Genomic DNA, 26,074 nt, shown 5'->3' on the forward strand with positions numbered 1-26,074 from the left:
TCAGTTTAATTCAATAAAAATCAAAAATTTATAAAAATTATAACATATTTAATCAAAACGCAATTTCGGAAGAATTTCATTTACCTGACCTAGATATATTGAACGTTCGCTTCCTAACAACTTTTCGATGTTTAAAACTTTAGCAGTCAATGGATTCACAGGGCGATGATTGATCCATATCTCAAAATGCAAATGTGGACCTGTCGATCGACCTGTATTACCAGACAATGCTATACTATCACCCCTTTTTACTGTTTGCCCAGGTTTAACCAATAACTTTTTCAAATGCATATATTTAGTTATACAATGACAATTGTGTTTAATCGCTACATAATTACCAGCAATTTTGCTGTATGCACTTACAACAACTTCTCCGTCTCCTACAGAAAAAACTGGTGTTCCAATAGGAACAGCAAAATCTACTCCAACATGTGGAGATATTTGTCCAGTCACAGGATTTAATCTATTTAAATTAAAATTAGAAGATATACGAAATGGTTTTAATGTAGGAAACTGCATAGCATTATCTCCCAATCTTATAGCTTCGCTATCATAAAACTTACCATTATTTGCGCGAAACAAATAATAATTCTTACCAGAAGTGTACAATCTTGCTCCAAGTAATTTACTTTTAACATTCTTATTATCGTTAAGAATTATCGATACTAATACTGCAAATCTATCACCCTGATGTAGTTTTTTAAAATCTAATCGATATTGTAGTGCATTCATTATATCTATAATATAATTTTCTTCTATACCTAAAGAACGAGCACTATCAATAAATGTTCCACTTAGTTCACCTATAAATAAAACAGCAGGAGATAATTCATTATTGAATTGATTTTTTAAGACTTTGATAATACCTTCTGTAAAACTAGCATGTATACGATTATAAATTCTAATCTCCTGAGGAAAAATATCCCAAACCAAGCATTGTAACTTTTTTTTTGTAATCGTTACCCAAGACAACGTTTGACCCGTCTTTAACTGTCTCAATATCGGATACTGTTGTAATAAAAGAGTAACTCCAGAAGAATCAATACCATTACTACTATAACCTATTAAAATTTTGTCTAATACATCATCTTGAAATACTGTATAATTGTACGTATTTATTTCTTGTGATGATTTATTGAAAGACAAGTTCCTTTTTAAAATGTAGGAATGTATCATAATATTATTAAAAATTTTTTTATTCCATATAATTTCAGATTGATGCGATTCACGTTTATTAATAAAAAAATCACTATTAAAATTTTGTTTATTTTTATTCCATGTACACTGAATAAAACATTCCCAAATAATTACAATTATAATCATCAATAAAAACAAATAAGACATCACAAAATAAATCTTATGTAAACAACTAAATAACAACTTAATGACACGAAACATACTTATACTATGCGTTAATCATCAATTCTATTTTTATATATCTACATTATAATTCATAATTATTCTCAACAAAAAAATTAGAAGAAAATATAAAAAAATAATGAAGACTATAATATGAATAACTATTTCATAAAAAACATCATTTATGCAATCTTTTTTAAAACACATAAAATTTATATATTTTATAATACTTTAAAATAAACTTCTTAATACTCCATAAACACAAACTCATGCATTATATTTATTGTATGAATAAATATAAATATTAAACATTTAGATTATTTATATACATCAATCGGGCGTATTCATCATTATATCTGCTGCCGCTGTAGTTTTAGGAAACGCAATAACCTCTCTAATATTTTTAGCTCCAGTTAATAACATAGCCAAACGATCCAAACCAAACGCTAAACCAGCATGTGGAGGAGCTCCATATTTTAATGCATCTACTAAATATCCAAATTTTTCTCGTTGTTCATTTTTAGTGATACCTAAAATATTAAATACTACTTGTTGCATCTCATATGAATGAATACGGACCGATCCACTACCTACTTCATAACCATTTATCACCATATCATAAGCTTCTGAATGCACTAATAACGGATCCTTTACTAAAGTTTGAATATCGCAATTTTTTGGAGAAGTAAACATATGATGCATAGATATAAGTTTACCATCATCACTTTTTTTAAACATTGGAAAATCTATCACCCACAATGGAGCCCAAGAATTTTTTTCAATTAAGCAAAGATCATTACCTAATTGATTTCGTAAAGAACCTAATATTTTTGTAGCAAATTTACTTTGATTATTACTGAATCCAAAAAATAAAATATCATTATTCTTTGCACTAATTTTCTTCAAAAGAAGATTTAATATAAATTTATCTAAAAAATCAACCGCCGATCCTTTAACTTCTTTTATAACATTATTTTTATAAAACTGAATATTAATCCACATTAATTCCTGTAAACCACATTTTTTAGAATAACAAATATATTCTTCAATCTGTTTACACGTCAACCGTCTACCATTAGGTACTTTCATAACTATTACTTGCATGCCAGTATTATTTATTTTACTAAATGGTAATTTAATACCTAAAGATCTAAATAAATCTGATACGTCAATCATTTCTATTGGATTTCTCAAATCCGGAACATCAGAACCAAAACGTTGTATTACTTCAGAATACGTAAGCTGTGGAAATATTCCTAATTCTATATCTAAAATTTCACGCCAAAGAATACGAACAAAAATTTCCATAATTTCCCGCACTTTTTGTGCTGTCATAAAAGAAGTTTCAATATCTATTTGAGTAAACTCTGGTTGACGATCCGAACGTAAATCTTCATCTCGAAAACATTTGGTGATTTGATAATACCTGTCAAAACCAGAAATCATTAATAACTGCTTAAATACTTGAGGAGATTGAGGTAAAGCATAGTTTTTACCTGCGTGTAATCTACTAGGCACCACATAATTACGTGAACCTTCCGGAGTAACCTTAGCTAACATCGGAGTTTCAATATTTAAAAACCCTTCTAATTCCATAAAACGATGAGTAATAGATGTAATACGTGATCTAGTTTTTATCTGACTTAACATAATCGAGCGTCTTAAATCAAGATAACGATATTTTAATCTATTTTCCTCGATATTATTTTTACTAATATCTAATGGTAACGAATCAGAAGTATTAAGAATAGTAAAAGATTTCGCTATAATTTCAATTGAACCAGTAGATATATTATTATTAATTTGATTTGCAGGTCGTGCACGAACTATACCTATTAATTGAATACAAAATTCTTGTTTTAACACAGAAGCAGATACACATATTTCTTTATTTTGATTAACATCAAAACATACCTGTATACATCCTTCTCTGTCACGTAAATCTATAAAAATTAACCTACCAAGATTACGATATTTATTTACCCAACCACATAACGTTACTTCCAAACCTACATGGGATAAATTCAACTGCCCACAATACGCAGTACGCATTACTAATACCCTCTAATCATACATCTCTCATAATACAATCATTGACTAATCATCTGCATTATACTCCATATTCAATAAACATATAATAATTACCACCACACTATCAATCATACCAATTATAGTTGTATTGCATAAAATACATATACGCTATTTATAAACATTAAAATCATTTACACATATACTTTATATGCAAATTCATTTAAATTACTATAACTTAAATTTAATAGAAATTAATAAAATATCACCTTAATATTTAATGATAAAAATTAAATAGTTTTAATATCAATCAAATATAATTGTATGGTTATACATGCAAAACAATTATTTAAACAAAAAATTAACCATATATACTTAAATTGTATCAAATGAAAACCCAAACAAATCCTACAAAAAAATTTTAATAATTTTGCTCTTATAAAGAAGAAAATTATAATGATAACAAAAATCAAATTATTCAATTATATAAAAACAAATATATCTATCTATGATAAAATTGTAGCAATTAATTGCTCTTATAAAATAAATTTATATATAACGAAACAAACACTATTAATATATAATATATATATATCTAGTTTAACTGCAAATATTTATATAATTACAATATATCATATCCATTATTTTGATAGAAAACAACACTCTCATACTAAATAGAACCAAATCAGGTATCTTTAAAAAAATTAATATGAACATTCAAATATTTTTATTAAAAAAAATTCATCAGGCTTTACTTTCAATATCAAATAAATCTATTTTACCTCTAATAAAAGTAAAACAATCAACACAAAAAAAATTTGGACATTATCAAGTTAATGGATTAATAACCATATCTAAAGAACTAAATATCCCTATTAAAGAGCTTGCTCAAAAAATTATAAAATTTACCAACTTAAACGATATAACACATAAAATAAAGATAGAACAACCAGGATTTATCAATATATTTTTAAATCAAAAATGGATAGCAAACAAAATTAACAACATTTTTTCTGCACCTCATTTAAATATGGATCCAATTACACCAAAAACAATTATCATTGACTATTCTAGCCCAAATATTGCTAAAGAAATGCATGTTGGACATTTACGTTCAACTGTTATTGGAGACAGCGTCGCTCGTATTTTATCTTTTTTAGGGCACAATGTTATTAGGGCTAATCACATAGGAGATTGGGGCACTCAATTCGGTATGCTTGTTGCGTATGTAGAAAAATATACACAATATGAATTTTTATTAAAAAACACTATACAATTATCTACATTAGAATTTTTTTACCAAAAAGCTAAAAAAATTTACGATACTAATCCTGATTTTGCCAAATTATCTCGAAATTGTATCTTAAAATTACAACAAGGCGACAAACATTACCACCAAATATGGCAGCGTTTAGTAGATATTTCTATACTAAATAATCAAAGCATATACACGCGATTAAATATTTCTTTAAAAAAAAGCGATACTATAGGAGAAAGTTTTTATAATAATATGTTACCCAACATTATATTAGATTTAAAAAATAAAGGCTTAGCAGTTACAAGTAATGGAGCTACAGTAGTATTTATCAAAAATCATCATAACAAACATGATAATCCATTCGGAGTAATTATTCAAAAAAAAGATGGAGCTTACCTATATAGCACTACTGATATTGCTTGTATAAAATACCGTTGTGAAAAATTACACGCCGACAGAATTATTTATTATACTGATTCTCGACAAAAACAACACCTAATACAAGCATGGGAAATTGCTAATAAAGCAGGTTATATAAAAAAATCAGTATTACTAGAACATCACATATGCGGCATGATGCTAGGAAAAGATAAAAAACCATTCACAACACGATCTGGAAATGCATTAAAACTAAGAATATTATTAGATGAAGCTCTAGAACGTGCTCGTTGTCTAATATTAAACAAACATCCTAAACTAGGACATGATCAAACAAATAAATTAGCACATATTATTAGTATTGGTGCCATTAAATATTCTGAACTATCAAAAAACCGTATCACAGATTATATATTCGATTGGAATACCATGTTAAATTTCGAAGGAAACACAGCGCCTTATATACAATATGCATATACCAGAATTTTTTCCATTTTTAAACGGTTCAAAACACCTAGTTATCAACTAAAACAAAATAACATTCAATTAGAAACCACAGAAGAAACATCATTAGCAATATGCTTACTACAGTTTGAAGAAACAATCATTACAGTAGCAAACAACGGAACCCCTCATACTTTATGTTCTTATTTATATAAATTGTCTGTATTATTTTCTTTGTTCTACGAAAACTGTCCTATACTTAAAATAAATAACACACATGTGCAATATAGTAGACTAAAATTAGCATTAATTACTGCTCGTATTTTAAAACAAGGTTTAAATTTATTAGGAATTAAAACAATCAGATATATGTAATGTAATACATCAGTACCTTATCTTGTCCTAAATCAATACAAATCTTTTTTACTAATAAAAATGAAATCTCTTAAACGAATACCTACACACCACAAAGTTATACAATAACTACTACAAGCCAACATTAAAATTCCTACCATTTTAGCTAATCTATATAAAAAATTATCCTGATCCCAATCAGATACACACATCAGTGATCCTAAACATACTATATACATTATAAAAAGCGCCACAATCAACTGACAAGCAAAAAATAACCATCCAGATTGAAATTGGAATAAATATTTTTTTCTCAATTTCCAATATAACAATCCTGCGTTCAACCAAGCACCCAAACTAACAGAAAAAGAAAAAACAATATGTTTCAATGAACTAATACAGATCATATTTATAAACTGAGTAAAAAAAATGGTGATCACAACTATACGTACTGGAGTTTTAATATCACGACGTGCATAAAAATCAGATGTTAATACTTTTATTAAAATTAATCCTGGCAATCCTATTGCATAAGCAATTACAGAATACTGTGTCATCAATACATCAAATTCAGAAAATTTTCCATACTTAAATAATGTTATTATTAATGGCTTAGATAAAACCCCCAAAATTACAGCACTAGGAAAACCTAATATACAACACAATTTTACGCCCCAATCCATCAAATAAAAATAATCTCTATAATTGTGATCAGAAACAAATCGAGATAAATACGGCAATAAAATAGTAGTTAATGTAACACCAAACACTCCAATAGGTAATTCTACCAGCCTATCAGCATAATACATCCACGAAATAGAACCATCTTTTAAAAAAGAAGCAAAAATAGTATTGATAACTAATGAAATCTGACTACTCGAAACAGCAATTAAAGCAGGAAGCATTGATCTGCATACTCTACAAATCCTACTATCATAAAATTCCATCCTTGGAATTACTAACATATCAATTTTTCTTAAAAAAAACGAACAATAAATGCATTGTAGCAACCCTCCTACAATAACTGACCAAGCCAATCCCATAATGGAAATATTGAAATACATATACTCTGAAAATAACATGAAACTTATCATACTAATGTTCAAAAAAACCGGAACAAACGCTGGTACTAAAAAAAAATTACAAGTATTCAAAATAACGCCCATTAATGAAGTCAATGATATTAATAAAATATAAGGCAGCATTACTCTCAACATATCAATAGTCATTGTAAATTTTTCTACAGAACTATCAAAACCTGGAGCAATAATCATAACAATCCAAGGCGCTATTAACAACCCGATACAAACTACAAAAGCTATAATAACTATTAATAAACCAGAAACTCTAGAAATAAATACTCGCACCTCGTCTTTGCTCGAAGTATTTTGATATTCCGACAATATAGGTAAAAAGACTTGACAAAATGCTCCTTCAGCAAAAATACGCCTTAACGAATTAGGTAACTTAAAAGCAACAAAAAAAGCATCTGCTACTATGCTAGCCCCAAATATTCGCGCTATTATAATGTCTCTAATAAAACCCAAAACACGCGACAACATAGTAACACAACTAATCGTAGTCAACGATCTTAATAAATTTATCATATTAAAAATTTTTAAAAACCCAGCGTAAATATAACAACATATAAATACTATTTATATTAAAACATACAAAAATTTTCCACTAATTTTCTAAACTTATACAATCAACCTTATGCGCAATAATTATAAACAAACATTTACTCTTTGGATAACTATATTTTCAAAAAAAAACTAATGCAACATATATATATAAAATTACAACTTGTTACATATCTCTGATATAATCAAATATATATAATGTAACATTTGTCAAAACAACCAATAGCGAAAATAATATTATTTATTTTACATATTTCTATAAAATGACCGCTTAGATGATCTCTTAAACTTTACCAACAACTAATAATATAATTATTACTAAAATGGATCTATCTTGTATAAGATTACAATTATTAATCAACACAATCATTTCTATTTTAGAATCACGCTTAAAATAAGATATAAAAAAATAAGCACACAAAATATATCAATATAATCATCATTAAATATTTCATAAAAATAGAAAATATATATATATACTATATTAAAAAATAAAATATATTACTGTTGTAAAATCACTGATACATACATTAAATAATAACGCATATAAAAAATTAAGAAAATGAGGACTCATGTATACAATATCTAAAGCTAGAAAATTAGGTAAATATTTTTTAATTATAGATAATATGTTTGTCGTTATAGGTTTTTATATCGTTTTTCCACTTATATCAATATATTTCGTTGAACAATTAGGATGGGGTGCTTTTTTAGTAGGATTTGCTTTAGGACTAAGACAATTTATTCAACAAGGACTAGGTATTTTTAGTGGCGCCTTCGCTGATAAATTAGGTGCCAAACCTATGATTGTATCCGGATTATTCATGCGTACTTTAGGATTCATTACAATGAGTCTCGCAAATACCCCTATGTTATTATGTATATCATGCGTGCTATCTGCGTTAGGTGGAACATTATTTGATCCACCACGCACTGCTTTAGTGATTAAATTAGTTCGTCCATGGGAATTAGGAAGATTTTATTCTATCTTAATGTTAGAAGACAGTATGTGTGCTATAATAGGAATAGCATTAGGTACTTGGTTATTACAATATAATTTTAAATTAGTATGTTTTACTGGAGCAACATTATTCTTTATTGCTGGAGTTTTTAACGCCTGGCAACTACCTGCATATAAAATTTCTAGTTCTCATTCTTCATTACTAGAAGGTATAAAAAAAGTACTCAATAATCAACGATTTGTAACTTACGTTTTCACTTTAACTGGATATTATATTTTATCAGCTCAAGTCATGTTAATGCTACCCATTCGCATTCATGAAGTATCTGGACAATTATCTTATATAAAATGGATGTACATCATAGAAGCGATTTTATCTGTATTATTAATTGTTCCAATTACTTGGTGGAGCGAAAAATATTTCAAACTAGAAACACGCTTAATGATAGGACTAATAACTATGATAATTAGCCTATTTCCCATTGGATTAGTTAAAAACTTAAATACATTGCTAATTTTAATTAGTTTATTCTACATAGGGTCTATTATTGCTGAACCTGCAAGAGAAACTTTAGTAGCGTTACTAACAGACTACAAAGCAAGAAGCAGCTATATCGGTTTTAACAAATTAAGTTTAGCTTTAGGAGGTACTGTGGGATATAGTGGTAGCGGATGGTTGTATGATATCGGTAAAGAACAAAATTTTTTACAATTACCTTGGATTATTCTTAGTATAATAGGATTAATCACTGTAATAGGCTTATATTATCAATTTAAATATTATTCATTTCAATCTTTACTTCGTGATAACCATCATAAAAAAATTTAAACATATGTAATCAAAAATTTTTAAAAATTTATATTTAAAATAATCTCATTTAATCATTTAAACTTATGATACAATCACGATCAGTTTTCATACATATATACATAACTATAAAATATAATGTTTAATAAAATCACTAACCCTAATAAAATAAACCAAACTTTGTATTATTGTTATGTTATATATATTATTAATAACTCTAACCATATCATCATTTAAATTATTATTGTGGTGAGGTGTCCGAGTGGTTTAAGGAGCATGCCTGGAAAGTATGTATACATGAAACCCATGTATCAAGGGTTCAAATCCCTTCCTCACCGCCATAATTCATTGTACCAACTAAAAATCTATGGATTATCGCGTTACACATTCCATAAGCACTAAATTCATATATCAATTTATTAAGTTGATAAAAACTCATTGCTTAAAAAGCATGACTAACAAACAATAATTTATAATAAATTATTTCAATCATTATGTGAAATCATAAATCTAAATAAATTCATACTATAATTATCGTAATACATATACAAATACACTACTATAAAAACTTTTTACCACATATCCATTAAATTAAACACAGGCCTATAACACTAATTGTATATTTGAATTTAGCTACAAACCAAAAACCAATACTTAATCCAAATAATCATTCAAACACTCATCAATCCAACATCAAAAATCATACAACTAACATATATATACTATGCCACCAAATTTAAATATATTAACAACGCCTCTTTAACCATTTTAAATAAAAATACAACAATACAGACATTTTTAATTTATTGTAATATAATAATAACTAAAATCAACAATTGCATATATATGTGTATCAACATAAACACAAAAAAATTAATATCAACGATATTAATTACAAAATTCCTGAGTCATTACTACTCAATGTACATTAACTAATAATATGATAATCATATTATTTTTTACAGTACATAAAATACAAGTATAATCTCAATAATTTTAAAATTTTAAAAATGACGGAGAGAAAGGGATTCGAACCCTTGAAAGATATTTTTCTTTAAAACGGTTTTCGAAACCGCTCCGTTCAACCACTCCGGCATCTCTCCTATTAAAAATAAAAACACAATATTCTTTAACGTAAGTAAATAGTATTAATATAACATCTTGAAAACAATTATTAACTCTGCTATAATAACCAAAAATTGATATTTCATATTACAAATATATTTAAACTATACATAACAGAAATATAAATGCGATAGCTGTATCCATTCAACTGACGCATCATCAACCAAATCTACTAGTTCCTCTGTAGTTCAGTTGGTAGAACGGCGGACTGTTAATCCGTATGTCACTGGTTCGAATCCAGTCAGAGGAGCCAAATAATAAAAATTAAAGTAATAATACTTTTATTTTATATACAGTCTTTAAATAAAATATTTGTTGTACGCCATATACCAAACTAAATTTTGAACAGTTACTCTATTCTAGCTTGATGCAAATCATGCATGTTAATTGAACCTACCAATACTCCAAATTTATCCACTACTGGTGCTGCGGTAATTCTTCGTTGATACAAAGCTTTCAATGCTACACTAGCACGCCATTCTTGCGGAATATAGTAACCAGGTTCAGTCATGGCAACATTAATAGGGTCATCAAGAGATTTTCCCTGAACCATCCAACGTCTCAAATCTCCATCAGTGAATACTCCTACAACATGAGAACGCTTATCACATACAGCAATCAATCCAAGTCCAGTACGACTTAACTCAAACATCGCATCCATCACTGTAACTTCCCAACAAACTTTTGAAATATGTTCTCCAGTACGCATCAAATGATACACACAATTTAGTAACTGAGCACCTAATCTACCTCCTGGATGAGATCGAGCAAATTGCTCTAAACTAAATCCTTTATATCTCATGATAGCCATTGTCAATGCATCACCCATCATCAAAGTATTAACTGCGCTGGAAGTAGGAGCAAGCTCCATAGGGCAAGCTTCTCTTTGTATCTTTATATCAAGAACACATGTAGCCCTTTTAGCTAAAGGAGAACTAATATCACCAGTCAAAGCGATAACAGGAATACCACTGTCTATTAATAATGGTATTAAAGTAATTATTTCATAGGCACGACCTGAATAAGAAATAAACATCACTACATCTTTTGTTCCAATCATACCTAAATCACCATGCAGAGCTTCTGCAGGATGAACAAAAAATGCAGGAGTACCCGTACTAGCTAAAGAAGCAGCAATTTTCCTTCCAATATGCCCTGATTTACCTATTCCAGAAACTACAACTTTTCCAGTACAATCTAATAATATGCCACAAGCAAACACAATACTCTTATCTAATCGATCTAACATTCTTTGAGCTTCGTTAATTTCGATCTTTAAAGTTTCTCTAGCATATTCCAACAACAATACATCATCAATCATTAATTACCACATAATCATTGAAAATGACATATATCAAACTGCAACATTAAACAAAATATATTTACATGAACAAAAATCTATAATCTTCTGCCTCTTTTTTAGTATTAAAAATATATACTATGATAACTTATAATATATAATAATCAAACTTTAAATATCCATTTCCACATATAATCAATATAATGTCCAATCAAAAAACACAAAAATTATTTAATCAACAATTAAAATACTATGAGTACCATATACATATCAAAACATCTATAATATATCATGGTTAAATTTCATGTACCAAGTCTTTATTAATAATGATTTAATAATCTCATATGAATCATTTAACAACATCATATTACAATATATAATATTTTTCGTATTACTTATTATAAAATTTAAAATAACAACACCACTCTATATACTTATTATACTTAACACTTCTCGTATGCGCACAAACATCCTATTTCCATATACTTAAACATTTAAATAATAAATCACAGACGTACTAAACAATAAATTTAAATAAATCTAATATAAATATTAGAACTCATTATATTTAATCAAACTACAGATTCTTTAAAACTTTTTATTTTTTTTGATAATTCACGACGCTCTTTTGATAATTCAGCATTTTTTATTATATACTCATCCACTCTATCTTCGTAATCACTACGCATATTAGAAATAATAACTTGTATTCCTTCTACGGACGTTTCAGATTTAATATAATCACTTAAATTACCCAACAATAATACTCGTTTCTGATTATCACGAATTTTTTTTTCATTATCAACAATTTCTCGTTGTAATTTATTTTTACGACGGAACATTCGCACAAATTCCAATACATCATAAAACGATTGATTCACATCAGCGCTCATAATAATATCCTATTGATACTCATTTTCAAAAAATTTCCAAAATTATAAGATTCTATATACCCAAAATCATCAAATAAACATTAATATAAAAATATAATAAGTATCATACAACACTAATCTTCACTGCATAAATAATAATAATCTAATTATACTGCTCGCTAATATCGCTAATATTTATTACAATATTACTATATTTCATAAATATATTAATACTAATGTTAATAAATATTTTGTATATCAGTACATATATAACTATTAAATAAATATAAAACATACTATTCATAATAATAAATGAATAATTCAATATCATTTAATTTGATTTAACTTAAAATTGAAATACATATATGCCATTAGATTCTAATATTAAACAACCCAGTTTTTTCTTCTATGATTATGAAACTTTTGGCATAAATCCAGCTCTAGACAGACCCGCTCAATTTGCTGGAATCCGTGTCAATAGTAAGTTACAACCTATAGGAAAAAAAGAGGTCTTATTCTGCCGTTTATCACCAGACTATCTTCCTGATCCAAAATCCGTGCTTATTACAGGAATCACTCCACAAGACACTTTACGCAATGGATTAATTGAACCTAAATTCGCCCATCGCATCTATCAATTATTCTCTACACCTTATACCTGTATCCTTGGTTATAATAATATTCATTTTGACGATGAATTTAGTAGAAACATTTTTTACAGAAATTTTTATGATCCATATACATGGGCCTATGCACAAGGAAATTCACGTTGGGATCTATTACATGTATTACGTGCCTATTATACACTATATCCACATGGTATTACATGGCCATTAAATGCTTATAAAAAACCTAGTTTTCGTTTAGAAGATTTAACACGTGCAAATTCTATACAACACTTAAATAAACATGATGCTACTTCAGATATATTTGCTACTTTAGAATTAACAAAATTAATAAAAAAAACACACCCACAGTTATTCCAATTTTTGTTCAACCATCGCACTAAGTATCAACTACAAAAAATTATAGACTTAGATATCATAAATCCTTTGATATTCATAACCAATAAAATTAATAACAAGTACAATAACTTTATAAATTATATAGCTCCTATTGCTCGACATCCCATTAATCCCAACATTTTAGTAGTATGTGACCTAAGTAGAAATATAGATACTTTATTTCACTTAAACTCAAATACTATATATTGCAAATTATTCTCTAATCAAATAACAATACATGAAATCATACAAAAAATACCACTGCATTTAATTCGATTGAACGCATGCCCTATATTAATACCAATAAACTTTTTTAATGAAATAAACCCCAATATTATAAAAAATACCATTAATTATCAATGTTGTTTAAGAAACTTAAATTTAATTAGAATTCATAAAAATAGTATACATCTAAGAACAAAAATAAGCACACTATACACAATGCTTGACTCTTATATGAGTAAGCAATATTCCCACTACAATACCCACGTAGATAATCAACTGTATCGTCGATTTTTTAATAACACTGATCGTAAAATAATTGAAAACATTCAAAAAACTAATCCAAAAGCATTAACAAAAATATGTACCAAAAACGCTGATACTCGTTTAACAGAATTATTATTCTACTATAAAGCTCGTAATTTTCCTAATACTTTAAACATACAAGAACAAAAAAAATGGTTAAACTATCGAAAAAACAAATTATTTAACGAAAATCAAACCAAATCTTATAATAACGAATTAAACAAACTTTTATCTATGTACAAACATAATACATTAAAAACAAAACTCATATATCTATTACGACAATACTATCAATACCTATATGATGCTATGTTTTAATCTTTCGTTCACATCCACAATTTTCATTGTTTCATATATAAAAATCAATATTTATAATATAAGTTAAATAAATTAATCAAAAATACAACAATTACTCAAAACAATATCATTTTATAAAAACACATATGTATTAAGAGATACTATGAATGCATATATACAATCATAGTTGTAATTTAATATTTTATATGTTTATTTTTAATGTACTTGATACATACAAATACTTTAAAGCATTATACAATTTAAATTAAAATAATTAATTATATGTGTATAATACAAAACATATTTATAACATTTAACCCTATACAAACATAATTATATTCGATAAAATATTAGAGTAATAAAAATTGTTTTTAGTGAAACTATGTATTTTCGTATATTAATTTATCAGTCATATTTCTAATGAAATCCTCTAAATAAATTAACAATAAGGATAATTTTAAATATTTTATTCATTAAAAATTCCAAAATACTTTTATCACAAAAATTTTTATTAAAATACTTAATTATAGTAATAAATTATTTACAGAAGGTAACAATATCATGCTGGATAGATCACGATTACGAATAGCGATGCAAAAATCAGGTAGATTAAGCAAAGAATCTCAACAACTTCTTGAACAATGTGGAATTAAAATCAATTTACAACAACAACGTCTACTAGCATTTGCAGAGAACATGGCTATAGATATTATGAGAGTTCGAGATGATGATATCCCCGGTTTAGTTATGGATGGTATAGTAGATCTAGGCATTATAGGTGAAAATGTATTAGAAGAAGCATTACTAACAAGGCGATCACAAGGAGATGACCCCTATTATATTATGTTACGTCGATTAGATTTTGGAGATTGTCGATTATCTATGGCCTTACCAATAGATGAGCCGTGGGACGGACCAAAATGTTTGCAAAACAAACGAATTGCTACTTCGTATCCACATTTATTAAAACAATACTTAGACAAATTAGGTATTAATTTTAAATCCTGTTTACTAAATGGATCAGTAGAAGTAGCACCACGCGCCGGATTGGCAGACGCAATTTGTGATCTTGTATCTACCGGAGCTACATTAGAAGCTAATGGATTACATGAAGTAGAAGTAATTTATCGATCTAAAGCATGTCTCATTCAACGATCTGGAAAACTATCAAATATAAAACAATCTTTAATAAATAAATTAATGATCCGTATTCAAGGAGTTATACAAGCTAGAGGATCTAAATATATCATGCTACACGCTCCTGCCGAACAACTAGAAGAAATTATTAATTTACTACCTGGAGCTGAAAGCCCGACAGTATTACCATTAGCAGGTAATCAACATCGTGTCGCAATATATATGGTAAGTAATGAAACATTATTTTGGGAAACCATGGAAAACCTAAAAAATCTTGGAGCCAGCTCTATTTTAGTATTGCCAATAGAAAAAATGATGGAATAACATTATGATCTCACATGAATATCCCATATCTGTTTATTGGAATAATTGTTCTGAATCTGAACAAAAAACAATACTTGTCCGTCCAATAAATAATAACTTAAAAAATATTTATATAAACGTTAAAAATATACTCAAACAAGTTTATAAAAAAAGAGATCGTGCTTTATTTAAGTTTAATATTGATTATGATCACGTACAAACTCAACAATTAAAAATTTCTCCTGAAACTATCAGGAAATCAGGTCATTCTTTATCTGACACAATAAAACAAGCAATACACGTAGCAATAAACAACATAACACGATTTCATAAAGAACAATATTACTCGGAAATAAATTTAGAAACTTTTCCTGGAGTATATTGCCGACAAATCACTCGCCCATTAAATGTAATTGGATTATATGTACCAGGAGGCACTGCTCCATTACCTTCAACAGTTATGATGTTAGGTATTCCAGCTCGTATCGCTCAATGTAAACGCGTGATATTATGTTCCCCTCCGCCAATTTCCAATATAATTATATATACTGCACAACTTTGCGGAATCAAGGAAATTTATCAAGTAGGTGGTAGTCAAGCTATTGCTGCTATGGGGTTTGGCACTGAATCTATCCCAAAAGTGGATAAAATATTCGGACCAGGCAATGCCTGGGTTACTGAAGCAAAACGTCAAGTCAATCTTATGCCAAATGGAGTAGCTATCGATATGTTAGCAGGTCCTTCCGAAGTATTAATCATAGCAGATAACACAGCTAATCCTACTTTTATTGCGGCAGATCTTTTATCACAAGCAGAACACGGACCTGACTCACATGTCATCCTAATAACACATGATGCACACATTGCAAAACAAACAAAACAAGAACTCCATAATCAATTACAAATACTACCACGTAAAAATATAATTAATAATGCATTAATAAATAGTCGTATTATTATTACTGACAATTTAATGGAATGTTTTGCTATAAGCAATACCTATGCCCCAGAACACTTAATACTTCAAATTAAAAATGCTTCAGATTACTTAGATCATATTATTAATGCTGGATCAATATTTTTGGGAAATTGGTCCCCGGAATCTGCTGGGGATTATGCAAGCGGACCCAACCATGTATTACCTACATATGGTCATGCGACTGCTACATCAGGACTAGGAGTCATAGACTTTCAAAAAAGAATATCAGTACAACAATTAACCAAAAATGGGTTATTAACACTATCATCAACTATTATAACGTTAACACAAATTGAGCAACTAAAAGCCCATGAATATGCTGTAACACATCGTATAAAACATATCAAGGAACAAAATGAACATTCATTATCTGGTCAGAAATAATGTATTAACTCTCAAACCTTATCAATCTGCCAGGAAATTAGCAAATTCGGGCAACACGTGGCTAAACGCCAACGAATTTCCAATCGCTCCTAACTACCGACTTCGTTGCAAAAAAATTCACAGATATCCTATGTGTCAACCACAAGAAGTGATCAATAACTACGCTTGTTATGCTGGAGTACAATCTAATCAAATTCTAGTATCCAGAGGAGCCGATGAAAGTATCGAGCTATTAATGAAAGTTTTTTGTAACCCTGGAAAAGACGTCATTATATTTTGCCCTCCAACATATGGAATGTACAAAACAACCGCAGAAATTTTAGGAATTAGTTACAGAATGATACAAAAAAAAAAGAACTGGCAACTTAATTTAATGGCCATTAGATCACAATTAGACAATGTTAAACTAATTTATATTTGCCATCCGAATAATCCTACTGGAAATCTTATTCACCTAAACAGGTTAAAAAAATTATTAGAAATCATTCAAGATCGAGCATTATTGGTAATTGACGAGGCATATATCGATTTTTGTCCCAGTGCAAGTTTAGTACGCTGGTTATCTATATACCCACATCTAATCATTTTGAGAACTTTGTCTAAAGGATTTGCACTTGCAGGATTGCGTTGTGGTTTTACTTTAGCTAATCCGAAAATTATTAATTTATTAAAAAAAGTAATCACACCTTACCCACTAGCCGTTCCAGTAATCGATATTGCAGAACAAGCTTTAAATCCTAAAAATATACAATATACTCAAAATAGAATAGCTACGATTAATAACAATCGAAATATACTAATTTCAGAATTAAAACAACGCTCTTGCGTTCAAAAAGTATTTAATAGTAACGCTAATTACATATTAGTTAAATTTTATCCAAAATATAAAGTCTTTAATACATTGTTACGTCAAGGTATAGTTGTAAGAGATCAAAGTAATCAACCAGGACTCACTAATTGCTTACGTATCACTGTCGGCACATATAATGAATGCAAACACGTAATTTCTATTTTAAAAAAACTACATATTTAGCAATCATCTACATAAATAGATATGGGAGTGCGCATGAGTAATAAAATTTTATTTATAGATCGTGATGGAACTCTAATTAATGAACCAGAAGACAATTTTCAAATTGATTCTTTAGAAAAATTATCATTAGAACCACACGTCATTTCTGCTCTTATAACGCTAAAAAATATAGGTTTTAAGTTTGTTATGATTACTAACCAAAATGGACTAGGAAGCACTACATTTCCCAAAGAAAAATTTGATAAACCACATAATCTCATGATTCAAATATTTAAATCTCAAGATATTCAATTCGATCAAATACTAATTTGTCCTCATTTACCCGAAGAACAATGTAATTGTCGCAAACCAAAAACCGCATTAGTAACTTCTTGGTTAAATAACAATCAACTAAATAAATTCAATAGCTATGTCATTGGAGATCGGGATACCGATATGCTGTTAGCAAAAAATATGGATATTCAAGGCATCAAATATCATCGCACCAATTTTAATTGGGAAAAAATCACAGACTATTTAATACAACATCATAGATCAGCACATATTCATCGCGTTACTAAAGAAACTAATATAGACATAAAAATATGGCTTGATCAAAACGATAAAAGCTATATTGATACTGGAATTAATTTTTTTAATCATATGTTACAGCAAATAGCTATTCACGCTGGATTTCGTATGAACATTATAACAAAAGGTGATTTGTATATAGATGACCATCATACTGTTGAAGATACTGCTTTAGTATTGGGAGAAGCTCTAAGTACAGCATTAAAAGATAAATACGGTATTAGAAGATTTGGATTTGTTCTGCCAATGGACGAAAGCATTGCACAATGCATATTAGATCTTTCTGGAAGAGCATATTTTTGTTACAAAGCTAAATATAATTTTCAAAAAATAGGAGACCTTAGCACTGAAATGATAGAACATTTTTTTCGATCATTATCCACAAAAATGGGTTGTACATTACATTTAAAAGCAACTGGTAAAAATGATCATCATAAAGCAGAAAGTTTATTTAAATCTTTTGGACAAGCATTACGTCAAGCCATTTATATAAATAAAAATAATAATAATATACCGAGTTCTAAAGGAACATTGCTATGAATATAGTCATTATAAATACTAATTGCTCTAATTTATTTTCTGTAAAAACTATGTTACATAGATTAGGATATAATCCAACAATAAGTGACAAAGCTGATATTATATCACAAGCAGATAAACTATTTTTACCCGGAGTAGGCAGTGCTTTATCTGCAATGAAACAATTAAAAAAAAAAATCTAGTCGAATTGATACAAAATTGCACCAAACCAATATTAGGAATCTGCTTGGGCATGCAGTTATTCGGTACTATGAGTGAAGAAAATAATGGCATAAAAACTTTAGAAATTATTAACATACCAGTTAAACACATAAAATACTACGGTTTTCCAATACCACATATGGGATGGAATACTATTACTATTCCGAAAAAACACTGTTTATTTTATGGCATCAAAAAAAATAATTATTTTTACTTCGCACATAGTTATGTTATAGAAATATGTCATGTAACAATTTCCCAAACAAATTATGGACAATCATTTAGTTCAGTTATAGAATATAAAAATTTTTTTGGTGTTCAATTTCATCCTGAAAAATCAGGATTTCCCGGACAACAGTTAGTAAAAAATTTTTTGGAGATGTAAACTCGTGATTATTCCTGCATTAGATATTATTAACGGTAATATAGTAAGATTGTATCAGGGATCTTACCATATGAAAACTCATTACGGAAATCCTGTATCACTATTAAAAGAGTACATACAACAAGGAGCAAAAACAATACATTTAGTCGATTTAACTGGAGCTCAAAATCCAATAAAAAGACAAATTTTATTGGTTAATCAATTAATAAAAGAAGCTAATCCTCTAGCACAAATACAAATAGGCGGAGGTATACGCAGCGCTAAAGATATAGAAATTCTTCTAAAATCAGGAGCAACGCGTGTAGTATTAGGTTCTATGGCAGTCACGCAACCAAAAATAGTAAAAAAATGGTTTGAATATTTTGATCCAAACACATTAGTTTTAGCAATAGATATACGTATTTATTCTACAAAAAATCATAAAGTTGCTATTTATGGCTGGCAAAAAGAAACTAACTTACAGTTAGAACAAATAATAGAAGAATATTACACCATAGGATTAAAACACGTTATTTGTACAGACATCTCTAAAGATGGAACTTTATTGGGTAGTAATATATCATTATATCAATCAATATGTAGTACTTGGCCAAAAATATTATTTCAATCATCTGGCGGTGTTCATAAATTAACAGAAATATCTAAATTACGTCGTTCTGGAATAAAATCAATTATTATTGGTCGTGCTTTCCTAGAAAATAAATTTACTATTGCTGAGGCGATATCATGTTGGCAAAACGGATAATTCCCTGTCTCGATGTAGCTAACGATAAAGTAATAAAAGGAATACAATTTAAACATCACAAAATTGTAGGAGACATCCTAGATTTAGCTCATCGTTACGCTCAAGAAGGAGCCGATGAACTAGTATTTTATGATATTGCAGCATCACCTAATAATCAAACAGTAAACAAAAAATGGATTTCTCAAATTGCCGAAATAATAAATATACCATTTTGTGTTGCCGGAGGGATCAATACATTAAAACAAGCTAAACAAATTCTTGCAGCTGGAGCAGATAAAATTTCAATTAATTCTCCTGCTTTAAGAAATCCAATATTAATACGAGAATTAGCTGATCATTTAGGTAAACAATGTATTGTAGTCAGTATTGATACTTGGTATAACTCTGAAAAAAATATTTACCAAGTAAAATGCTATACTGGAGACAGTTCTCGTACGCAAATTACAACATGGCAAACATTGGATTGGGTAAAAACAGTGCAAAAATATGGAGCAGGAGAAATAGTATTAAATATGATGAATAAAGACGGCACAAAAGATGGTTATGATTTAGACCAATTACGACATATTAAAAAACATTGTAAAGTGCCACTTATAGCTTCTGGCGGTGCTGGCACTTTGAAACATTTCTTGGAAGCTTTTCGCGACGCTGGTGTTGATGGAACATTAGCAGCTTCAGTGTTTCATAAAAACATCATTAATATTAACGAATTAAAACATTTCTTAATTCAAAAAGGAATAAATATTAGATTATGCTAATTACAAATAAATATCAACAATTAAATTGGACTAAAAATCAAGGCTTAATACCTGCTATTATACAACACGCCAAATCAGGAGAAGTGTTAATGCTAGGACACATGAGCAAAGAATCAATGCTAAAAACAGAAAAAACTGGACATGTCACGTTTTTTTCACGCAGTAAACACAGATTATGGACTAAAGGAGAAAAATCTGGAAATATATTAAAATTGGTGAACTGGTATTCAGATTGCGATCATGATACTTTATTAATTTTTGTTTTACCGAATGGACCTACTTGTCATAACAATACCAATAGCTGTTTCTATCCGGCTAAAATAGACATAAGTTTTATCTATCAATTAGAAAAAATTATTTCTGCAAAAAAAAAGATACCATTACATCCTGAGAATAATACATCCTACACATCTCGTTTATACGCCAGTGGTATCAAACGAATTGCTCAAAAAGTTGGAGAAGAAGGATTAGAAACTGCTCTTGCAGCAATTTCTTGTAATAATACGAAAGAACTTATTAACGAAGCATCAGACTTGGTCTATCACCTTTTAGTTTTATTACAACACAAATCATTAACTTTTAACACAATTATACAAGAATTAAAAATTAGAAACCACAACAACACACGAACAAATCATAAAATACAACAAAATAAACCAAATAGCAATAATAAATAAAATAATATCTTATCTAATATTACATTAAAATAATTCAAACATAATCAAACTAAATAATAAATTTATAATTAAATTTTACTTAATGTATGATCAAAAATCACTAAATTTTTATTAATAGAAAAACCAAATCCAAAAAATATTATTTTTTTAAAATAATAAATAAATTACACCCTTAATATAAAATACTACGTATCAAGAAATATAATTAATAATACTCAAATAAATTACAACACAAATATCAAAACCCACCATTAATATGACGTATAATACAATATTTTATTATTATTATTATTATATTACTATTATTCATTTTAACCAATCAGTATGAAACACACCTTCTTTATCGACACACATATAAGTATGAGCTCCAAAGCAATCTCGTTGTGCTTGAATAAGATTTGCAGGAAGTACATCACTACGATAACTATCATAATACGCTATAGCAGCAGATAATGTAGGCATAGGAACACCGTGCTGAATTCCACAAACTATCACATCTCTTAACATTTGTTGATAATTATTTGCTATAGTCATACAATATGGAGACAATATTAAATTAGAAATTTCTGGAGTTTGGGAATAAATATAAATAATTTTTTGTAAAAACTCAGCCCTAATAATACATCCTGCACAAAATATTTGAGCAATCTGTTTATAGTTTAAATTCCAATGATACTTGTCAGAAGCAACCTTTAGCTGATAAAAACCTTGCGCATATAAAATAACCTTACTAAGATACAAAGCTTTTCGTGCTTTTTCAAGATATAATGATTTATTCTCACAAAGAATTTTACTGTCAGGACCTAATAATATTTTTGACGCTTTAACACGTTGATTTTTAAGTATAGACACATAACGAGCAAACACCGATTCAGTTATCATATTTAATGGTATTCCTAATTCGAAAGAATCCTTACTAGCCCAAGCTCCAGTACCTTTATTTTCCGCTACATCTAATACAGAATCAAGAATATAATAATCATCAATACTTTGTTTGACAAGAATACGACTTGTTATTTCAATAAGATAACTATTTAATTCTCCTCTATTCCATTCGTTGAAAATCTCTCCTAACTCCTCATTGGTCAAATGAAATACTTTTTTCAGAAAAAAATATATCTCAGCAATTACTTGCATATCCCCATATTCTATACCATTATGTATCATCTTTACATAATGACCAGACCCGTTTGGTCCTATATATGAAACACAGGCTTCATCGTTAAAACGTGCTGCCATCTTTTTAAAAATAGATTCAACTATTTTATACGCATTTAACTGTCCTCCGGGCATAAGAGACGGTCCTTTTAAGGCTCCTTCTTCTCCTCCAGAAATTCCAACTCCAATAAAATTTACACCTTTTTTTAATAATTCAGCGTTACGACGCATAGTATCTTTATAAAATGAATTACCTCCATCAATTAAAACATCCCCAGGACTTATATAAAAAGATAACATTTTAATAATATTATCAACATGTATTCCTGACGTAATCATTAAAAATATAAAACGAGGCTTATTTAAAGACAACACAAATTCTTCTATTGAATAATATGGAACAATATTTCTTTTGGGATTATCAATAACAACAGCATCAGTTTTAGCCTTAGAACGATTATATATAGACACACGATAACCTCTACTTTCAATATTTAATGCCAAATTACGACCCATCACCCCCATACCAATAACGCCAATTTTTTGTTGTTCACGCATAAATACTCCTTACTTTGTGACATAAATACGTTTTATATCTTTATAAAAACAATCTCATGTATAACTATTTTACAGTATATAAAAATTACTACACAAATATATCACATATAAAAAAATAAAAATTTCAAACAATATCCAACATATATATTATGTATATAAACACAAAAATTTTTTTATAATTATTTTTTTAATAAAAAATAAATATACATATAAATAAAATATACACACATACATATTGTATATGTCAAACTAAAATTTAAAATATAACTATACTAAACTAAATTTAAAATAAACAATAAATCTCTCAAAATATTTTATTAACCATAAACCCATTGCTATAATACATCATTTAAACATTAATAAAAATTATTAAAAAATAATTATATATATTATTATTAACATAATAGTAAACATTTTTATGTTAAATATTATATAACATTAATGATAATCGCTAAATAATAGATATATATCTTTAACGAACTATCGCAAAAAAACATATATAATTATATAATACATTTAATCATTTTAAATAATAATCACAAAACTATGAAAACAATGTTAGTTACTTGTGCATTGCCTTATGCTAATGGCTCTCTACATATTGGACATATGTTAGAACATATACAAGCAGATATATGGGTTCGTTACCAACGTATGCAAGGCAATCAAGTATATTTTATTTGCGCAGATGATGCGCATGGAACTGCCATCATGTTAAAATCACAACAACTTAATATAACACCAGAAAAAATGATTACTAAAATACAACAAGAACATAAACAAGACTGCTATTCATTCGGCATCAGCTATGACAATTATTATTCTACTCACAGCGAAGAAACTCGTGAATTACTACATACAATCTATTTCCGACTAAAAAATAATGGATTTATTAAATCTAAATTTATCTCTCAATTGTATGATTTCAAAGAAAATATATTCTTACCAGATCGGTTTGTGAAAGGCATATGTCCAAAATGTAAAGCACCAGAACAATACGGAGATAATTGTGAAATATGCGGTGCTATCTACACATCTCTAGATCTTATACACCCAAAATCAGTTATATCCGGAACATCTCCAACAATACGACAAACTAAGCATTTATTTTTTGATTTACCCGCTTTTACCGATACTTTAAATGTATGGATCCGATCTGGAAGCATACAAAAAGAAGTAATCAATAAAATAGAAGAATGGTTTAAATTAGGTTTAAAACAATGGGATATTTCTAGAGATGCACCTTACTTTGGATTCAAAATTCCTAATACTTCAGAAAAATATTTTTATGTTTGGATGGACGCTACTATAGGATATATAGGGACTTTTAAAAACTTATGCAAAAAAAATAAAAATATATCTTTTAAAGATTTTTGGGACTTAGATTCCAAAACAGAACTATATCATTTTATAGGTAAAGATATTATTTATTTTCATAGTTTGTTCTGGCCAGCCATTTTAGAAGGTAGTGATTTCCGAAAACCAACTAATATATTTGTTCATGGACACGTGACTATAAATGGATCTAAAATATCAAAATCTAGAGGAACATTTATTAATGTAAGTAATTACTTATCGCATTTACATCCAGATTATTTGAGGTACTATTATGCTACAAAACTTTCATCTAACATCAATGATATTGATCTAAATCTAATAGATTTTGCTGCTAAAGTAAATTCAGATATTATCAACAAAGTGCTAAACTTAGCATCTAGAAATTCAGGATTTATACATCAACATCACAATGGAAAACTATCAAAAACATTATCACATCCAGATTTATATGATACATTTGCTGAATCTAGACACCCCATAGGGGAATTATTTCAAAGACGAGATTTTAACTGTGCAATGCGTAAAATTATGAAACTATCAGATGAAGCTAACCGCTACATAGATAAAAACGCTCCATGGCACATCGCAAAAAAAATAGATCGACAACAAGAAGCATGGTCTATTTATTCTATGGGTATTCAATTATTTCGAATTTTAATGATTTATTTAAAACCAGTTCTACCTAAATTAGCTAAATATAGTGAACATTTCCTCAACACTCATCTTACATGGGATACGATCCCTAAACCTCTATTAAACCATCGCATTAATAAATTTAGAATAAATTTTTATCGTATCAGTTCTGATCAAATTTCATCTTTAATAACTACTAAATCGAAATAGCATTATTTTATATTCTCATACAATATGAAATCTTATCCACTTGATAAGATCTATAATCCATATAGATTATAAATATAGAGCAAACATTTTGCACAACACGATAATT

At 28.3% G+C, this 26,074-nt stretch carries 16 protein-coding genes, 3 tRNA genes and 2 pseudogenes; 14 read left to right on the forward strand and 7 right to left on the reverse strand.

All coding sequences use genetic code 11. From position 1 onward, the window contains the following. Positions 1–48: 48 nt before the first annotated feature. Both mepM and aspS read right to left on the reverse strand, forming a co-directional pair. Positions 49–1,398, reverse strand: coding sequence for a murein DD-endopeptidase MepM (gene mepM, locus Bsayi582_RS02325; RefSeq protein WP_500815625.1), 1,350 nt, complete (start codon positions 1,396–1,398; stop codon positions 49–51). Between the two features lie 291 nt (positions 1,399–1,689). Beyond that, complete coding sequence (gene aspS / locus Bsayi582_RS02330; protein WP_500815626.1) at positions 1,690–3,411, reverse strand: aspartate--tRNA ligase; 1,722 nt, start codon at positions 3,409–3,411, stop codon at positions 1,690–1,692. A gap of 685 nt (positions 3,412–4,096) precedes the next feature. Between aspS and argS the strand changes: the two genes are divergently transcribed. Beyond that, the gene (gene argS, locus Bsayi582_RS02335) at positions 4,097–5,842 is read left to right on the forward strand and encodes an arginine--tRNA ligase (RefSeq protein ID WP_500815627.1); all 1,746 of its coding nucleotides are present in this window, start codon (positions 4,097–4,099) and stop codon (positions 5,840–5,842) included. A 32-nt stretch (positions 5,843–5,874) separates the two neighbouring features. On the opposite strand, the gene murJ is transcribed toward argS, so the two are convergent. Next, positions 5,875–7,425, reverse strand: a complete 1,551-nt coding sequence (gene murJ, locus Bsayi582_RS02340) for a murein biosynthesis integral membrane protein MurJ (RefSeq protein WP_500816101.1) — start codon at positions 7,423–7,425, stop codon at positions 5,875–5,877. 611 nt (positions 7,426–8,036) lie between these two features. Between murJ and mdtH the strand changes: the two genes are divergently transcribed. After that, complete coding sequence (gene mdtH, locus Bsayi582_RS02345) at positions 8,037–9,254, forward strand: multidrug efflux MFS transporter MdtH (RefSeq protein ID WP_500815628.1); 1,218 nt, start codon at positions 8,037–8,039, stop codon at positions 9,252–9,254. Between the two features lie 227 nt (positions 9,255–9,481). Then, a tRNA-Ser gene (locus Bsayi582_RS02350) sits at positions 9,482–9,574 on the forward strand. A 673-nt stretch (positions 9,575–10,247) separates the two neighbouring features. On the opposite strand, the gene Bsayi582_RS02355 is transcribed toward Bsayi582_RS02350, so the two are convergent. Continuing rightward, positions 10,248–10,336: transfer RNA gene (locus Bsayi582_RS02355), tRNA-Ser, on the reverse strand. Positions 10,337–10,535: 199 nt separating this feature from the next. Between Bsayi582_RS02355 and Bsayi582_RS02360 the strand changes: the two genes are divergently transcribed. Beyond that, positions 10,536–10,611: transfer RNA gene (locus Bsayi582_RS02360), tRNA-Asn, on the forward strand. A gap of 96 nt (positions 10,612–10,707) precedes the next feature. Here the strand turns inward: Bsayi582_RS02360 and gutQ are convergent. Then, a complete protein-coding gene (gutQ, locus tag Bsayi582_RS02365) occupies positions 10,708–11,679 on the reverse strand; it encodes an arabinose-5-phosphate isomerase GutQ (protein ID WP_500815629.1) in 972 nt (323 codons plus the stop codon). A 551-nt stretch (positions 11,680–12,230) separates the two neighbouring features. Continuing rightward, positions 12,231–12,551: a PTS system regulator TmaR gene (gene tmaR / locus Bsayi582_RS02370; RefSeq protein WP_500815630.1), complete on the reverse strand. Its 321-nt coding sequence runs from the start codon at positions 12,549–12,551 to the stop codon at positions 12,231–12,233. 344 nt (positions 12,552–12,895) lie between these two features. Between tmaR and sbcB the strand changes: the two genes are divergently transcribed. The 9 genes and pseudogenes from sbcB (at position 12,896) to hisIE (ending at position 22,071) form a co-directional block, all read left to right on the forward strand. Continuing rightward, a complete protein-coding gene (sbcB, locus tag Bsayi582_RS02375; RefSeq protein ID WP_500815631.1) occupies positions 12,896–14,380 on the forward strand; it encodes an exodeoxyribonuclease I in 1,485 nt (494 codons plus the stop codon). A 540-nt stretch (positions 14,381–14,920) separates the two neighbouring features. After that, on the forward strand, positions 14,921–15,820 hold the full coding sequence (gene hisG / locus Bsayi582_RS02380; protein WP_500815632.1) for an ATP phosphoribosyltransferase: 900 nt from the start codon (positions 14,921–14,923) through the stop codon (positions 15,818–15,820). Between the two features lie 4 nt (positions 15,821–15,824). Then, entirely contained in the window at positions 15,825–17,162 is a 1,338-nt protein-coding gene (gene hisD / locus Bsayi582_RS02385; RefSeq protein WP_500815633.1) for a histidinol dehydrogenase, read from the forward strand. Beyond that, positions 17,134–18,195, forward strand: coding sequence for a histidinol-phosphate transaminase (hisC, locus tag Bsayi582_RS02390; protein ID WP_500815634.1), 1,062 nt, complete (start codon positions 17,134–17,136; stop codon positions 18,193–18,195). Before hisD ends, hisC begins: the two co-directional genes overlap by 29 nt. A gap of 33 nt (positions 18,196–18,228) precedes the next feature. Next, positions 18,229–19,305: a bifunctional histidinol-phosphatase/imidazoleglycerol-phosphate dehydratase HisB gene (gene hisB / locus Bsayi582_RS02395; RefSeq protein ID WP_500815635.1), complete on the forward strand. Its 1,077-nt coding sequence runs from the start codon at positions 18,229–18,231 to the stop codon at positions 19,303–19,305. After that, a pseudogene (gene hisH, locus Bsayi582_RS02400) lies at positions 19,302–19,891 on the forward strand (imidazole glycerol phosphate synthase subunit HisH). The gene hisB and the pseudogene hisH overlap by 4 nt, the downstream one beginning before the upstream one ends. 4 nt (positions 19,892–19,895) lie before the next feature. Then, positions 19,896–20,636, forward strand: a complete 741-nt coding sequence (gene hisA, locus Bsayi582_RS02405) for a 1-(5-phosphoribosyl)-5-[(5-phosphoribosylamino)methylideneamino]imidazole-4-carboxamide isomerase (RefSeq protein WP_500815636.1) — start codon at positions 19,896–19,898, stop codon at positions 20,634–20,636. After that, entirely contained in the window at positions 20,618–21,394 is a 777-nt protein-coding gene (hisF, locus tag Bsayi582_RS02410) for an imidazole glycerol phosphate synthase subunit HisF (protein WP_500815637.1), read from the forward strand. Before hisA ends, hisF begins: the two co-directional genes overlap by 19 nt. Beyond that, on the forward strand, positions 21,388–22,071 hold the full coding sequence (hisIE, locus tag Bsayi582_RS02415) for a bifunctional phosphoribosyl-AMP cyclohydrolase/phosphoribosyl-ATP diphosphatase HisIE (RefSeq protein WP_500815638.1): 684 nt from the start codon (positions 21,388–21,390) through the stop codon (positions 22,069–22,071). Before hisF ends, hisIE begins: the two co-directional genes overlap by 7 nt. 306 nt (positions 22,072–22,377) lie before the next feature. Here the strand turns inward: hisIE and gnd are convergent, their stop codons facing one another. Further along, positions 22,378–23,787 carry an NADP-dependent phosphogluconate dehydrogenase gene (gene gnd, locus Bsayi582_RS02420; protein ID WP_500815639.1) on the reverse strand — a complete coding sequence of 470 codons (1,410 nt, stop codon included), beginning with the start codon at positions 23,785–23,787 and terminating at the stop codon, positions 22,378–22,380. A 546-nt stretch (positions 23,788–24,333) separates the two neighbouring features. Between gnd and metG the strand changes: the two are divergent. After that, positions 24,334–25,950: pseudogene (gene metG, locus Bsayi582_RS02425) on the forward strand (methionine--tRNA ligase); the annotation flags it as partial. Positions 25,951–26,074 lie beyond the last annotated feature (124 nt).

Source organism: Candidatus Blochmannia sayi (nom. nud.), assembly GCF_059935855.1.

Excerpts from the sequence above, each read along its gene's own strand:
- tmaR (WP_500815630.1), bottom strand. The coding sequence starts at position 12,551 with ATGAGCGCTGATGTGAATCAATCGTTTTATGATGTATTGGAATTTGTG.
- mepM (WP_500815625.1), bottom strand. The coding sequence starts at position 1,398 with ATGTTTCGTGTCATTAAGTTGTTATTTAGTTGTTTACATAAGATTTAT.
- hisD (WP_500815633.1), top strand. The coding sequence starts at position 15,825 with ATGATCTCACATGAATATCCCATATCTGTTTATTGGAATAATTGTTCT.
- mdtH (WP_500815628.1), top strand. The coding sequence starts at position 8,037 with ATGTATACAATATCTAAAGCTAGAAAATTAGGTAAATATTTTTTAATT.
- argS (WP_500815627.1), top strand. The coding sequence starts at position 4,097 with ATGAACATTCAAATATTTTTATTAAAAAAAATTCATCAGGCTTTACTT.
- hisB (WP_500815635.1), top strand. The coding sequence starts at position 18,229 with ATGAGTAATAAAATTTTATTTATAGATCGTGATGGAACTCTAATTAAT.
- sbcB (WP_500815631.1), top strand. The coding sequence starts at position 12,896 with ATGCCATTAGATTCTAATATTAAACAACCCAGTTTTTTCTTCTATGAT.
- gutQ (WP_500815629.1), bottom strand. The coding sequence starts at position 11,679 with ATGATTGATGATGTATTGTTGTTGGAATATGCTAGAGAAACTTTAAAG.
- hisF (WP_500815637.1), top strand. The coding sequence starts at position 20,618 with ATGTTGGCAAAACGGATAATTCCCTGTCTCGATGTAGCTAACGATAAA.
- hisC (WP_500815634.1), top strand. The coding sequence starts at position 17,134 with ATGAACATTCATTATCTGGTCAGAAATAATGTATTAACTCTCAAACCT.
- gnd (WP_500815639.1), bottom strand. The coding sequence starts at position 23,787 with ATGCGTGAACAACAAAAAATTGGCGTTATTGGTATGGGGGTGATGGGT.
- hisG (WP_500815632.1), top strand. The coding sequence starts at position 14,921 with ATGCTGGATAGATCACGATTACGAATAGCGATGCAAAAATCAGGTAGA.
- aspS (WP_500815626.1), bottom strand. The coding sequence starts at position 3,411 with ATGCGTACTGCGTATTGTGGGCAGTTGAATTTATCCCATGTAGGTTTG.
- hisIE (WP_500815638.1), top strand. The coding sequence starts at position 21,388 with ATGCTAATTACAAATAAATATCAACAATTAAATTGGACTAAAAATCAA.